The organism is Leptospira terpstrae serovar Hualin str. LT 11-33 = ATCC 700639 (assembly GCF_000332495.1).
GTDB classification, from domain to species: Bacteria; Spirochaetota; Leptospiria; order Leptospirales; family Leptospiraceae; genus Leptospira_A; species Leptospira_A terpstrae.
This window is the reverse complement of sequence record NZ_AOGW02000006.1, coordinates 606,648-620,536: the sequence shown is the minus strand read 5'-3', so window position 1 is coordinate 620,536 and position 13,889 is coordinate 606,648. Positions and strand designations below refer to the sequence as shown.

13 protein-coding genes are annotated in these 13,889 nt (G+C 36.7%); 4 read left to right on the top strand and 9 right to left on the bottom strand.

What is annotated here, in order from left to right; translation table 11 throughout:
* The first annotated feature begins 1 nt into the window (after window position 1).
* The gene (locus LEP1GSC203_RS04940; RefSeq protein ID WP_002972596.1) at window positions 2–604 is read left to right on the top strand and encodes a chemotaxis protein CheX; all 603 of its coding nucleotides are present in this window, start codon (window positions 2–4) and stop codon (window positions 602–604) included.
* On the top strand, window positions 604–2,214 hold the full coding sequence (locus tag LEP1GSC203_RS04935) for an ATP-binding protein (RefSeq protein WP_002972529.1): 1,611 nt from the start codon (window positions 604–606) through the stop codon (window positions 2,212–2,214). The genes LEP1GSC203_RS04940 and LEP1GSC203_RS04935 overlap by 1 nt, the downstream gene beginning before the upstream one ends.
* A gap of 24 nt (window positions 2,215–2,238) precedes the next feature.
* Here LEP1GSC203_RS04935 and LEP1GSC203_RS04930 read toward each other — a convergent pair whose 3' ends face one another.
* From LEP1GSC203_RS04930 to prfA, 3 genes are all read right to left on the bottom strand, one after another.
* Window positions 2,239–2,802: a hypothetical protein gene (locus LEP1GSC203_RS04930; protein WP_198008547.1), complete on the bottom strand. Its 564-nt coding sequence runs from the start codon at window positions 2,800–2,802 to the stop codon at window positions 2,239–2,241.
* 21 nt (window positions 2,803–2,823) lie between these two features.
* On the bottom strand, window positions 2,824–4,518 hold the full coding sequence (locus LEP1GSC203_RS04925) for a S8 family serine peptidase (protein ID WP_002972576.1): 1,695 nt from the start codon (window positions 4,516–4,518) through the stop codon (window positions 2,824–2,826).
* 80 nt (window positions 4,519–4,598) lie between these two features.
* On the bottom strand, window positions 4,599–5,660 hold the full coding sequence (prfA, locus tag LEP1GSC203_RS04920; RefSeq protein ID WP_002972593.1) for a peptide chain release factor 1: 1,062 nt from the start codon (window positions 5,658–5,660) through the stop codon (window positions 4,599–4,601).
* Between the two features lie 67 nt (window positions 5,661–5,727).
* Between prfA and LEP1GSC203_RS04915 the strand changes: the two genes are divergently transcribed.
* Complete coding sequence (locus tag LEP1GSC203_RS04915; RefSeq protein WP_002972670.1) at window positions 5,728–6,348, top strand: hypothetical protein; 621 nt, start codon at window positions 5,728–5,730, stop codon at window positions 6,346–6,348.
* Entirely contained in the window at window positions 6,345–7,475 is a 1,131-nt protein-coding gene (locus LEP1GSC203_RS04910; RefSeq protein ID WP_002972157.1) for a hypothetical protein, read from the top strand. Before LEP1GSC203_RS04915 ends, LEP1GSC203_RS04910 begins: the two co-directional genes overlap by 4 nt.
* Here LEP1GSC203_RS04910 and LEP1GSC203_RS04905 read toward each other — a convergent pair.
* The 6 genes from LEP1GSC203_RS04905 to LEP1GSC203_RS04880 all read right to left on the bottom strand — a co-directional run bounded on the left by LEP1GSC203_RS04905 (window position 7,472) and on the right by LEP1GSC203_RS04880 (window position 13,885).
* Window positions 7,472–7,669: a hypothetical protein gene (locus LEP1GSC203_RS04905; RefSeq protein WP_002972909.1), complete on the bottom strand. Its 198-nt coding sequence runs from the start codon at window positions 7,667–7,669 to the stop codon at window positions 7,472–7,474. The two genes, LEP1GSC203_RS04910 and LEP1GSC203_RS04905, sit on opposite strands and share 4 nt — an antisense overlap.
* A gap of 99 nt (window positions 7,670–7,768) precedes the next feature.
* The gene (locus LEP1GSC203_RS04900) at window positions 7,769–8,914 is read right to left on the bottom strand and encodes a carbon-nitrogen hydrolase family protein (protein WP_002972330.1); all 1,146 of its coding nucleotides are present in this window, start codon (window positions 8,912–8,914) and stop codon (window positions 7,769–7,771) included.
* Window positions 8,907–9,329, bottom strand: coding sequence for an NUDIX domain-containing protein (locus LEP1GSC203_RS04895; RefSeq protein ID WP_002972387.1), 423 nt, complete (start codon window positions 9,327–9,329; stop codon window positions 8,907–8,909). Before LEP1GSC203_RS04895 ends, LEP1GSC203_RS04900 begins: the two co-directional genes overlap by 8 nt.
* Window positions 9,326–11,779: a hypothetical protein gene (locus LEP1GSC203_RS04890; protein ID WP_002972555.1), complete on the bottom strand. Its 2,454-nt coding sequence runs from the start codon at window positions 11,777–11,779 to the stop codon at window positions 9,326–9,328. The genes LEP1GSC203_RS04895 and LEP1GSC203_RS04890 overlap by 4 nt, the downstream gene beginning before the upstream one ends.
* A gap of 1 nt (window position 11,780) precedes the next feature.
* Window positions 11,781–13,223: an alcohol dehydrogenase catalytic domain-containing protein gene (locus LEP1GSC203_RS04885; RefSeq protein WP_002972559.1), complete on the bottom strand. Its 1,443-nt coding sequence runs from the start codon at window positions 13,221–13,223 to the stop codon at window positions 11,781–11,783.
* Window positions 13,223–13,885: a rhomboid family intramembrane serine protease gene (locus LEP1GSC203_RS04880; RefSeq protein WP_002972506.1), complete on the bottom strand. Its 663-nt coding sequence runs from the start codon at window positions 13,883–13,885 to the stop codon at window positions 13,223–13,225. The genes LEP1GSC203_RS04885 and LEP1GSC203_RS04880 overlap by 1 nt, the downstream gene beginning before the upstream one ends.
* Window positions 13,886–13,889 lie beyond the last annotated feature (4 nt).

Here is a 13,889-nt window from a genome sequence, read left to right as displayed (position 1 = left end):
TATGAATTTTCTAACTGAAATTGAACGAGATTCGTTGTGTGAACTATTCAATATTAGTTTGGGCGGGGCAGCTAAACTAATGAGCGAAATGATTTCCGATGAAATTTTGCTCACTGTTCCCAGCTTAAAACTAATTAGCACGGAAGAGGCTAAAAACATTGAATATCTTGCAGACCAAGATGTATGCACCATAGAACAAAAGTTTATTGGTGGGATTGGTGAAGGATCAGCATTCCTTTTATTTCACAAAAGTGCAAGTTTGGAAATTGTTAAAATGATGATGAAAGATTATGTTGCTTTGAATGAAGTTTCGCAATTTGAAAAAGATGCTTTAAGTGAAATTGGCAATATAATTCTCAACGCGATACTCTCAAATTTAGCAAAAATGTCTGATTATAAAATAGAAACTCATGTTCCTGAATTTTTTTCAGGGAAATATGAAGACTTACTCCTTAGGCGAAATCCAAAAAAAGACAACTCTATTCTTTTAGTTTTTATTGATTATAAACTAAGCGGAAAAGACATCAAAGGGTATATTTTTTTCATTCTTAATTTCGATAGTATAAAAAATCTTTCTAGAGTACTCATTGAAAAGTTGAAGTAGTGAATTCTCTAAGTGAAAAGCATTTACTAACAATTATTAAAAAATCTGGGATTGGAATCCTCATCCTGGATAAAAATCTTAATATTGTTTTAGTCAATAGTTGGTTTCTCAAGAGTTCTGGATTTAAAGAATCAGATTTAGAAAATTCCTCTTTTTTAGATGTTTTCCCCGACCTTAAAAATACACGTACATTCAAATCAATTGAACTCTGTTTGCAATATTCGCAATATTCTATATTGACTCACACGTTAAATCCTTTTCCTTTTCCACTTTTTGATAACGAGAAAACAAAATCTGCTGGCGAACGAATTTATCAATATTTGCATGTGATTCCAATATCAATCGAAGATGAAACAGATCATTTTTGTATGATTCAAATTTCAGATGTTTCCCAACAAGTAGTTCGTGAAAAATTATTACGAGAACAAATGAATTTAGCAAATTTGCGGGAAATAGAAGCGCAAAAAGCATCACAAGCTAAAACTGATTTTTTAGCTTCTATGAGCCATGAGATACGAACACCATTAAACGCAATTCTTGGGATGACCGACACATTAAATGAAACCGAGCTAACCGAAGAACAACAAGAGTATTTAACTGTGCTAAGAAACTCGGGAAAAGCTCTCTTTAACATTATAAACGATATATTAGATTTATCTCGAATCGAATCAGGAAAATTAGAAATGGAACATATCCATTTTTCAATTAGAGAATTGATGAGTGAAACGATTTCCTTATTTTATATGAAAGCAAAAGGTAAAGGAATAGAAATTGAATTTCATGTAGAAGATGAGATTTCAGAAAGTATTGCAGGCGATTCGACAAGGTTACAACAAGTTCTGATAAACTTACTCGGTAATGCGATGAAATTTACTGAAAAAGGAAAAATTGTTGTTAACAGCTCTCTCTCTAAGAACAAAAAGAATTTAATAATCTCCGTTGAAGATACAGGAATTGGTATACCCACCGAAAAGATAATTTCGATTTTTGAAAGTTTTACACAAGTGGACAGTTCTACTACAAGAAAGTATGGAGGAACTGGACTTGGTTTAACGATTACGAAAAAGTTAATTCAACTAATGGGTGGCGATATTTCTGTAATCAGTCAAGTTGGAGTTGGATCTAAATTTATTTTTGAGATACCGTATGAAGGGTTTATCAAACGAATGTCAGGTATCCACCAACATTGGCTCAATTTAGAACTTCCTGAACCAGAAAAGTTTCCTAATTGCAAAATTCTATTAGCAGAAGATTCAGAAGAAAATGTTTTTATCATCAAAACATTTTTTCGTAAATATCCAATTGAGATTACTGTTGCTTATAATGGAAAAGAAGCATTGGAAAAATTTAAATCACTAAAATTCGATATCATTTTGATGGATATGCAAATGCCAGAGATGGATGGATTAGAAGCAACAAGAGAAATCAGAAAGATAGAATTGGCAAACCAAATCAGAGCGAGCGACTCCGTACCAATAATTGCTATTTCGGCAAATGTTCAAAAGGAAGACATTAGTAAAAGTTTTTTAGCCGGAATTACTTCTTATTTACCAAAACCTGTTAGAAAACAAGAAATCCTAAAATTAATGTATTTTTACCTAGCTATGTAAATGCTTACTTAGATTAGGTGAACATTATTTCAAACTTTTTTCTACTGCTGTATCAGGATAAGCTTCTAAAACATTCGGTTCAGAAAGTACTTCATTAGCTTTTTCAACGGAAATAAAACCAGGTTCTGTTTGGAAACTCACCAAACGTGGAGAAAATTGATTCTGGACTTTGATACCATACTTTTTAGAAATTCGATCTAAAGAAACTGCTGATTGATCAATAGAAAATGATACGATTAATATCCCAGGCAAAACAAGATTTGCACCCGCACCAACGGAGGTGGAGTATACTTCCGTTACTTTAGAATTAGTAGTCGATTTGGTCGATTTAGGAAAAAGTTCCTTACCTGCTGGACGAACATTCCATCCAAATTTGATACCTAGTTTGCCCTGGTTTACTTTTTGATTTGTTTGAGCCTGTTGTTCATTTACAAATTCTGCAACTACATTGGGATTTCGATAAAAAGTTTTTGTGACTCCACCTTCGACAAAGGTTATTGAACTCGGTGGATCTTTAGGTTCAGCGTTCAATTCAATAAAGGAAGTAAAAACTATAACAACTAAACTAATCCAATTGATAGATTTCATTCTCAAATTCTGATTCATAGGCTACCTTCCATAAATTCGTAATCGAACGGAGTTGATGGATCCTGTATCAGTGGCACTCGCATCATACACTCGTATGGTCCAATTTCCATTCGGATTTTCTCCTAAATTGCGAGCCAGTCCAAAACGGTAAGTGGAAGATCCTGTCATTGTGGCGATAGAAGTATTTCCCGAGGTACATAAAGTATTACTATATGGATTAGCACAGGCATGTGCTTCAGAAAGAAAACTAGTAGTTCCACTGGGTGAGGTAATGAGTACATACAACTCTGGAAAGTACGTATGATTGGAAGTAAATTCTACATCCACATATTCGATATAACTAATGCCTGTGGTAACAGGATAATTTACTGTGGCCCCTGTAACTAAATCATTATCAGGAATAGGAGTATTAGGAGATAAAATAGCTTTCGCATCAATGATTTGTGGGGTTGAAATACGGACCCAGTTACTTGCATTCATTAGCAGATTTGTAGCATCCAGAGCACCAAATCCGTACTTATGATTGATATTTAAACCAGCACCATTCATGCTCCAATCAGTATCGCCTGGATCGTTTTGTCTTGCAGAATAGGCAACTAACTCGCGTACGTCGCGCCAATTCAAATCTGGATATTGGCTTAACAACAAGGCTATGACTCCTGCGGCCAAAGGAGTTGCAGAGGATGTTCCATTAAATTTTTTAGTGTAGTTTGATTGCGAATAATCTCCAGAGGTTCCACCCGCATTCAGTCCAAATGCACCTGTGGCATCTGTTGTCGAAATGGCCGTAGTATAGGCTGTTGCATTATTCCCTTGAGTATGAGCAACTGCCCATAAGTTGGCACCAGATTCCGAATAGTTTGCCTTTGTACCATCTTGTCCAATCCCGCCTATCGCCATAACACCATAATAATTCGCCTGTCCATCGTAATTGGCATTATCTACAAGAATGGGGGATGCAATTGTCCCACCGTTTGCACCATTCCCTGCAGCCCAAACATATACAGTACCTTTCCCGGATTTACCTTTTTGAGTTCCCTCATTCACTCCTTGTTGCCAAAGAGCACTTGAAGGCCAGAGCCAACCATAACCATCCGGAGAACCCCAACTATTATTGGATATAGAGACACGAGCAGTTTCATTGACCATCGCTCTATATTCATCAGAGGTATAAATAGTAGATTTTTCTAAAAGATTCACACCGACTAACTTAGAACAGGGGGCAGCTCCCCGGACTCCAATACCGTTCCCACCTCTGGCGGCAATTACACCACCGACAGCTGAACCATGGAAACTATTGGAGTAGGAATGAGTTGGATAGATAGTATTATTAAGGAGATTTAACCCTCTGGCTGTGACTGAAATATTGGAAGATAAATCTTCATGTCGAATGTCAAGACCGTCGTCAACTACACTTACAATTACTTGGTTTCCTGATATACCCTGGTTCCAAACATTATTGACATTGGCGTCTTCACCAAATGTCCCACCGAATTGGCTAATGTTTTGTAAATGCCATTGGTCACTGTAAAGAGAGTCAAAACTTGCTGAAGGAGAAAAATTGCAATTTTCTTCAGAAGCATTTGCTATTGCATTAAAAAGAAGATAGTATAACAGTGCATCACTGAACGGATCATTATTATGGACTGATCTACAATTTCCAAAGGACAAGCTAACGAAAACAAGGATAGAAATTGCAGTTTTCATACGATTCATCTGATGGAATTTCCTGACCTACTTCTTATAACATTCCAACCACCCGAATCAATCCAATTCCAGAGAAATTTGGAAACTTTTTAAGCTTTTGCTTCTGCCAATCGTTTCGATCTGTCTTCTTGTACTAATGCATCGATCAATTCATCCAAGTCACCTTCCATGATTGCAGGAAGATTATGGCTGGTATAACCGATTCTGTGGTCAGTACAACGCCCTTGAGGAAAGTTATAGGTTCGAATTCGTTCTGACCGGTCACCTGACCCAACCTGGGCTTTTTTCAAAGCATCAGCACTTTGTTTAGCAGCGTCAGCCATTTGGTCAACAATCCTCGCACGTAAAACTCGCATTGCTTTATCACGGTTTTTGATTTGAGAACGTTCTTCCTGAGACGCAACTACTATGCCAGTCGGAATATGGGTAATTCGAACAGCAGAGTCGGTTGTGTTGACGTGTTGCCCACCAGCACCTGACGAGCGATATACGTCAATCCTGAGATCACTTTCTCTAATCTCGACCTCTTTTTCCTCTGCTTCAGGTAGTATAGCAACTGTTACAGCGGAAGTATGGATTCTTCCACCAGATTCTGTTTCAGGGATTCTTTGAACACGATGAGTTCCTGATTCAAACTTAAATAAATCGTATGCTCTATCATCATCTAATGAAAATACAATTTCTTTAAAACCACCGATCCCTGTAGGACTTGCATCGATGATCTCGGCCCTGATTCCTTGTTTATCAGCATACTTATTGTACATGCGGAATAAATCTGCACAGAACAACCCTGATTCTTCTCCGCCTGTTCCAGCACGAATTTCGACAAGGATACTTTTTCCAGAATTTGGATCTGGAGGTAATAACATAATTTCAAGTTCTTTGGCTAACTCTTCTAACTTTTTTTCACCTTCTTCAATTTCCGATTTCAACATGGCGTGCATGTCTGGATCATTATCGGACTCAAGAAGAGATTTTGCATCTTGGCAATCTTTAGTAATTTTTAAATATTCATCAGCTTTTGTATATACGGGAGTTAGGCGAGATCTTTCTTTCGATAGATTCTTCAATGTATCAGATGAAGTGGCTTTAGCGAGCTCATCCTCGATACGCAGGTATTTTTCTTGAATTTTTTTCAATCTATCTATCATGTCTATGGAAAGGATATAGAATGCCTGTTTTTGATAAACCAAAATCTAAGGAGGATTTAAGAAACCAGTGAACGAATCGCCATCTCAGGTCAAAACCGAAGGTTTTTTAGAGGGCCTAGTCGAATTATTCGCCGGCTTAGAGGACTATAGAAGCCCCTATGCGCCCACAATCCAACCTCCTGACAATCTCATTCAGGAATTGGTCCAAAATGCTTCTTTCAAATCTGGACTCGTCAGCGCAACCTGCTCTCTTCCCCCAGGTCCCTTAGGGATTCTCAGCATACTTCCTGAGTTACTTTTTGTGTATCGAATTCAAGGACATTTGATTTTGGACATTGCGGCACTTTATGGAAAAGAAGTCCAAGTTACAAAAGAATTGTTGTTATATTGCCTTTTCAAACATGGAGGTGCTCAGGTTTTCCGTAAAATAATCGAAGAATCCTCTCTTAAAATTTTGATTCGCCCAACTACCGTTAGAGTATTTCAAACCATGTTAGAAAAATTGGGAATACTAATATCTAAATCAATTATTCGCAAACAATTTGCACGTTGGATCCCGATTGGAGGTGCTGTAGTGACAGGTACCTTTGCCTATTATGACACGAAACGTGTTGGCAAAACCGCTATGGATCTTTTTTCTAAAGAAATCCATTCAGAAGAAATCAGAGAATTTTTGGAGTCTCAGTGAAATTATTTTCCTTCCTAATCCCAATTGTTGCCTTATTTCTTTTCTCTTGCCAATCAAAACACGAATCATTAGTATCCGAAATAGAAGATTTAATATCAAAAGAAAAATATGAAAAAGCTATGGTTCTATTGCAAGATAGACTTTCCGCCAATCGGCCAACGTCGGAAATACTTTCGAAAAATAAACCAAACCAACCGAGGTTATTTGCGCTTTCAGAAGACAGAACAAAGATTGTTTGGACAGAAAACAAAACTCTCTTTTTTAAAGATTTAGTAAATGACAATAGAAATTCTATTGAATTAAAACTCCGGCCCGACTCAATCCAAGTATCGGCTAACGGAAATTATGTAGCCGTACAATACCCTTTGAAACAATACGGAGGTTGTGCCTTATTTGGTTATTCCACATCTGACTCATCATTAGAACATGAATCCATTGTTCATATACCTTGCAAAACGGGAATGACAATCTCAAATTCAGGAGACCTGTTACTATATTTCTTTGAAAACCAATTGTTCGTTGAAAAAACTGGCAATAGTTCTAAACCAGAAAAGTTTCTCCCTGGAGACTTATTTCCCACCCCTTTTCCTAAATTAAAAACACACTATCACATAACTTCTATAGGAAATGAGTTTTTAGTTTGGTCGGGAATTGCTGGTTCCTATAATTTATTTTTTCTAAATTTGGAAACCAAAAGAGTTGTTCTACTTTCGAAAGATATCATACTTCCAAGATTTTACTATAACAATGGCAATTCGGGCTACGTGGTCGGGGGAAAAATAGGTGACCTTTACTTAAAAGAAGTGGTCTACCATCAAGGGAAAACTCCCTCAATCAATCGAGGAATTCCCATTGTGACAAGGGAAGCTTTCTCATGGCGAATGAGTGGGAAAGATGAATTTATCGCTACAAACCAAAACGAACCCAATCAACCCATGAAATGGAAAGTTTCTGGTAAAAAGGAACACTTCCCATTCTTTATAGAAAGATTATGGGGAGTTGCTAGTGACAAAATTGTTTATGAAAGCAGAAGAGGAGAACTGGTGTTAGATGACCTAGTTTTTTCAGCTGAAGATTGGATGATTTATGAATATTTCAAAAAAGTTAGAAAATTGAATGATGGCTAAGCTGCCTGTTCTTTTTCTTTTTTAGCCGAAAAGATATCGCAAACTTTATAAGTATCCGCAATACAATGAGAAGTCAGTCTTTCCAAATCCTCAGTCTGCAAACGATCTTTGGAACTAGGACAAACAGAAAGTCCTTTAGTATACAAAGGGCATTTTACATAAAACTCATTTTTAGGAAGGGACTTCTGTGCCATAACTCTGAAAATTTTTTGTGGAAAGGAATCCCCTGTCAAATCGATTTTGGGTCCGGTCCCAAAATTAAGGGTTCAAAAAACCGTTAAATCCTGTGAAAATTAAAAGTACAAGTTTAAGATTGTAGGATTTTCAACCGACCTTACCTGATCTTCATTAGAAAAGTCTCGAAGATTAAATGTTTTTCCATTCCAGTTTTTACCATATAAATGCCCGCTTAAGAACACTTGCACTAAGTCTTGTGCTTTTGTAGATTTAATGAACTTTGCCAATCCTTCTTGTTTCCAAATATTCGTATCTTCCAAATCTAAGGACTGCCATTTCATATTTGGGTAAGAGGCAGATGGCGAAATCAAACCATCAATAGGTTTTCCAACAAGACGGTTGTAAATATTAATATCAAAAACTTCCTGTCCAATGAAGATTGCTACTTTCCAACCTGGAACAATCCAAACTCGATCTTGTGTGATTTCACCAGGAGAAAGTATTTTTAATTCGTCTTCTGTTAATAAAGTTTTTTTAACAAGCGGATCCATTAATTTTCCATCTGCCGAAAATGGAACTGCTACGTTGTACAATGGACCTTTCGGATCGAGAACAAGACTTCCTTTCACAATCTTCGGATTCGGTAGAATAATAGTTCCAGCTAAAATCGGTACGTTGTATTGTTTTGCTAATTCTGAAAAAGTTCTAACATAAACATCAGCCATTTTCTCCGCTTTCAAATAAAATAAATCGGAAACGGTAAATTGATCACTTTTGGTTTTAAGAGCAGACTCTAGAGAATCCGCATTTAAAAATCTCGATTTTTCATCTAAGAATAACAATCCAGTTCCTGTATGTTCAGGAAGGATAACAATTGTTTTTCGATCAAAAATTCCAGAGGTTTTTCCTTTGTTTAAGGTCTCTTCGATTCGTTCTCGCCACCATTCTTCTTTGACAAAGTCTTCCGGTTGTAGAACTAACTGAATTCCAACTAAATTTCCATACTTTCGATCTGTTCCGTTGGTTTGAATGACTACATCATTCCAAGATTTTGTAGGTTTCGAAATATCTTCATCTACTTCAGGTTTGCTAAAATTAAAATCAAAATTAAATTTGAGATCGAAACTTACATCTGGTTTTGGAATATCAAATTTTGGTAAGGTTGTTTGATCATCTTTAAGATAAGAGGCAGAAAAAAAACCGAAACAAAACAAAACGATAAAAGTGAGAATTTTATAAGGCGGAACATATAAATTATGCATATTTTTTTAAATAAAGTTGGACTGCATCCAACATATACTCCGAAAAAAGATTGGATGGGTCAAATTTTGATATATCAACCCAGTCCATAAAGTCGTGTTCATCAGATAATTGAATGATTCCTTCCACAAGTTTGGCAGAATATGCAATGATGACACAAGGGAAATTTCCTTCATTGACCCTATGTTTATGTATAAAAATTGGTTCTGGATTTACATCAATTTTAATTTGGTCTCCCAATTCTTCGGAAACTTCCCGAAAAATACTTTCTGACCAATCTGAAAAAAATTCATCTTCATTCATACGACCACCAGGAAGATCACCATGGCCGGACTTACTATCTCGCAAAACCAACAATTGGTTTCCATCGCGAAGGAACAACTTTTGTGTAATTTGAAAAAAACCGTGGTTACTCACAAAAACTTTCCCCAAACATCAATTTGGTGATCAACTGCATATAAATCCGGATTCGGAAGTTTTTCCGTTTTATAAAAATGAACCATTCCTAAAGATACGCAAGCAAGTTGTGAAATGATAGGATCCATTGATTCGGTCGGAACACCAAAAAACAAAAAGTTCACTGGACTTCCGTCACTGACAAGAAACACTTCTTTTTCGATTTGTTTTTTCTCTATCTTAAAAAGAATTCTAGATCCTAAATCCATCTGTGTTTGTGGATCTAAAATCCTATGAAAAGAAATAGTCAAATCTTCACCGCTTAACTTTGGATTATCGGACAAATTCAATTCATTGATCCATTTGATAAAATCTGCAAATTCTACTGTTTTTGTAGAACCAGATGCTATAAACAATTGTTTATGTTTACTGTTCAATATCCAATTTTCCCAAGTTTTAGGTAAAATGATGGATTCACCTGTAACACCGATTATCATATCAATTTCCGCAAATTCAGAATCAGATACATGAGAGAAATCTGATTTTAAATATCGCGACTCGGCATTTAATTTACGATCTACTTCTAGAATATCTAAATGATTCTCATGAAGAAAACCACCAATAAGGTACCTTTTTAAAAACCCACCGATGTTTCCTTTTGACCCAAGTAATAGAACTTTCCTTTTAGACAATACTTTTCCTATTCCATGTAAAGTATTGTCTAGAGCATTCAAAATCGAACGAGCTACTTCCTTCGATTCTTCTTGTGTTTTTTCATTAGAGATGGCAATAGAAAAGGCAGGTAAAAATAGAGATTTTTTATTTTCTTTCACTTTAACCAAACGATCATAACCATTTCGAGTATGTTCAATCGTTCCAACAACATAGGTTTTTAGAATTTCACTGAATTGTTTTTCTTTTATGGAACGATCTTTTGTTTCTACCCAAAACTCATCCAAAACAGCACCAAAAGAAATTCCATCTAACGCACGTTCATTTAAAATGGGGGCTACATAACCACCATCTTCAATCAGGATCAGCTTTTCATTTTTTGGAATGATAGATAATAATTTGTTTAAAAATAAAAAAACTGCCAGTCGTCTCATTGCGTCAAAAAAACCTAATTTAGCATCTTCTAACTTATGACGGAATGTGGAATGGATTTCAAAATCACTATATAGTGGTGATACACCATAATACGGAGTATTGTTTTTCGTAAGTTTAAACTCAAGTCCCGACATAAAAAACGTTTCTGTTGGAATATCTAGTAAAATATCCAAATACACTGGCGGAATGTTTCCACCATACTTAACAAAGGCAACATCTAAGGAATTTACCTTTAATCTTCGAAAGGCTTCGATGAGTGATATAATCTCTGAAGTGATATGATGAATTAAAAATACATTGATTCCTTCTAAACTATATTTATGTCCATTGGAATTCGCAATTTGTTCCAATAGAGGCATTCGTTTCAAATAAAAGGAAGAATCGAGTAAGGTTCTTTTCTGATTGATACTAAAATTCAAAACACGATCTAAACGGGAAAGATCTACATAAACAGAAACTTTACCAATGAGGGCCCGAATGGTATTTCCTTCTTTGATTTTTTTTGAAGCAGAAGAATCTTCCAATAAAAGAAAAAGTTTTTTAAGGATGGCTAATGAAACACTGGGATCTGAACTCAAAATCAAGTTTCGGTATTGTTCTTCCCAATAGAAATTAATGTTCGTCAGTTTTCCAAGAGGAGTTTTTTCGATTTGAGAAAAAACTTTACTAAAATGGCTATTTTCTTCTTCGTAAAAAGTTTCGCCCTTTTGTGCAGCATTGATCATTCCATTACTAAGCGACTCACTTATCTTTGAAGCACCTGCAATGTAAGTTCTCGTATGGGCATCACTAATGATTTCATGTTTGATATTTGCCAAATTCAAACATCCATCTTCCTGTGTATCTATTGTTATGCGAAGAAAAAAATCTCCGATTCGATATTGGCTTGCCACCCTTTCCATCAGTATGTAATAACCGGAAGGATGAACAAAATCTGCTTCAAAGGGAAACAATAAGGCAACAGAAGAATTTCGATTTGGGTCTTCGCCATAAAATTCGGGATGAATTTTTTTTGCTACGGATTGTTGTTGGAAAGATCCAAAAACAAAACGTAAATTTTCTTCAAATTGTTCTCTAAACAATACCCAATCTTTTAATATTCCTGCTCTTGCAAAAACCTGGACATGTTGGATATGCATATCCACTAACTCATGGTTGATGTTAGGATTTATTTTATATGTAAAAGATAAATCGCCAGGTAAGGAATTTAATTGGTTTCCGATCTCTTCTCCGATTGTACGAGAAAGAATGGAAAGTCCAAAAAAAATTCTTAAATGTGTGAGGTCTATCTCCCAAAGGCCATCTTCCACAGGTACAAGAACAGGTCCTAAAGAAGTATGTATCTGTTTCGGTTCTGTAATCATTTTATTTAAAATCAACCACTACCTTAACACTAGAGGGATCTTTTGCAGTCGCATACGCTAATTCCAATTGGTCAGAAGAAAACCGATGAGAAATTAAGTTTGTCTCCAGTGCATGAGTAATCTCTGGATTATCACGAAGTAAAGAGATTGCCATATGAAAATCTCCGCAGCGTGAACTATGAATTTCTTTTCCAGCGGAAAAAAAAGTACCGACCAAACTAGCGTTTTCTGGCCAATTTTTGGTTTGATTACAGTCCACTAGGATCGCTCCTCTCGGGCGAACCAAAGAATTTTCGTTCTTCGGATTGGGTCGGATAGCAAGGCTCAACTCTTCAGGATTGGATACAACAACAAAGTCAAAACGAGGAACTCGATTGGAAAATGCATCGGAGTTTAAAAAAGTTTCCGCTTCCAAAGAATTTCCTTCAAATACTGTGAATTGTTTTTTTAAATTTTCTTTGATGATTTCCGATACACCGCTAAACACAAATACATTCTGGTTTTTGCGGGTTTCCTTTTGCCAGTGAAACGATGTATTTGCTTCTGAATAAGGAAGGATAGAAAGTTCATCTACCACAAGCTCAGTTAAGTGGGCGATCCCTGCCATCACTTGTCCATTAGTCGTTTTGAGATGGACTTCGCGTTTGGTTATTTGTAAGGCAGATTCAAAACCAGACGCTGTGGAAGTTGTATCGTAAACAATATCAAATTGGTTTTTTAATAAACTCAAGTCAGTTTTTCGTAGGTCTACGACTTCGTCTGCACCCATAGCTTTGGATAAAGTCACTAAATGATCATGGCGAGTGATCGCAGTTATGCGAAAATCTGATTGGTTTGTTTTTCGATAAGAGGCAAGTGCCGCTAAAATTAAACTTCCCAATCTTCGTGGTCCAAGAACTGCCACATGATCTCCCGGTTTCGGAGGGGAAGCAAGGATCGCCTGTAAGGCAGCAGCAAATGGTTCCATAAGAACCGCAGCTTTTGGTGAAACTCCTTCTAGGGAAATTGCTGCGTGGATCGGTGCTAAAATATAAGGACCGAAACCTCCAGGAAGCCGGTCAATCCCGAGCACCCTTCTTTCTGGGGAATGGGTTGGGATTCCTTCGTTACAAAAAGCGTCTTGGTTTTTGTCTCCGCGTGCTTCAAAGGTATCATTGATTTCGACAACATACTGTTTGCCTTGGTTCTCACCAAGTCCTTCGGCAAGAACTTCATGCCCAATGATCTGTGGGAGAGGGAATGGTAAAAAACGTCGGTCAATGTCAGTGGAACAAACACCGCAGGATATGGTTTTGAGAGGGATATAACCAGGTCCTAGATGGAGGTAGGGACTTCCGTTACGTGAAATCTCCCAACCTTCTTTTTCATTGCCAAAATACTCGTATTCTGCTGATTCAAACGAGTCATCGGATGTGTAATCCTTCGCTCGGAATTTTAAGTTCATTACCTATTGTTGATAAAAAATAGAAGAATGATAGTCAATGTAAAAAAGGTAAAGTTCAAAAGAAAGCCCTGTCTGATTTCTCGCCTCTCTTTATCACCAAGCAAGTAACTAGTAACAAAGACGGAAAAAAATCCTCCAAGATGTGCCCAGTGTGCCACTTGGTCGCGTGCGAACAAATTAGTAACATCTGAATAAACCATCATCCAACCAAATAGAAAAACGGGAAAGGGAATGGATTTTGTTTTTGAGATGGGGAAACGAAAAGGGGAAAGTAATGTGGCCGCAGATGCTAACCCAGAAATTGCACCACTAGCTCCTACAATGGGGGTTCTATCTCCCAAAATTAGACCCCTTACAATTCCATCGCCTAACACGGAAAGTATACCTGCCATAAAATAAAAAAGTAGCCATTTCCCTTTACCAACTCGGTTTTCTACTACTCTTCCCAGAAGTAGGAGAAAAAATAAATTAGAGAGAAGGTGAGCCCCCGATCCATGGAAAAAAGTAGATAAAATCCAATTGATTGGTTCTAATTCCCCTGGAGTTGCGATAAAATACGGCCCAATCAAATCGGGAAAAAAAATAGAAACAATTGGGTATAACAAAAAAAGAAATAACGAAAAACCGGCAGTGAGTGGGAATTCCCAAATAAATGATCGCATAACT

Coding starts and splice junctions, on each gene's coding strand:
- LEP1GSC203_RS04940 (WP_002972596.1), top strand. CDS start 2: ATGAATTTTCTAACTGAAATTGAACGAGATTCGTTGTGTGAACTATTC.
- LEP1GSC203_RS04930 (WP_198008547.1), bottom strand. CDS start 2,802: ATGAAATCTATCAATTGGATTAGTTTAGTTGTTATAGTTTTTACTTCC.
- LEP1GSC203_RS04925 (WP_002972576.1), bottom strand. CDS start 4,518: ATGAATCGTATGAAAACTGCAATTTCTATCCTTGTTTTCGTTAGCTTG.
- prfA (WP_002972593.1), bottom strand. CDS start 5,660: ATGATAGATAGATTGAAAAAAATTCAAGAAAAATACCTGCGTATCGAG.
- LEP1GSC203_RS04905 (WP_002972909.1), bottom strand. CDS start 7,669: ATGGCACAGAAGTCCCTTCCTAAAAATGAGTTTTATGTAAAATGCCCT.
- LEP1GSC203_RS04900 (WP_002972330.1), bottom strand. CDS start 8,914: ATGCATAATTTATATGTTCCGCCTTATAAAATTCTCACTTTTATCGTT.
- LEP1GSC203_RS04890 (WP_002972555.1), bottom strand. CDS start 11,779: ATGATTACAGAACCGAAACAGATACATACTTCTTTAGGACCTGTTCTT.
- LEP1GSC203_RS04885 (WP_002972559.1), bottom strand. CDS start 13,223: ATGAACTTAAAATTCCGAGCGAAGGATTACACATCCGATGACTCGTTT.
- LEP1GSC203_RS04880 (WP_002972506.1), bottom strand. CDS start 13,885: ATGCGATCATTTATTTGGGAATTCCCACTCACTGCCGGTTTTTCGTTA.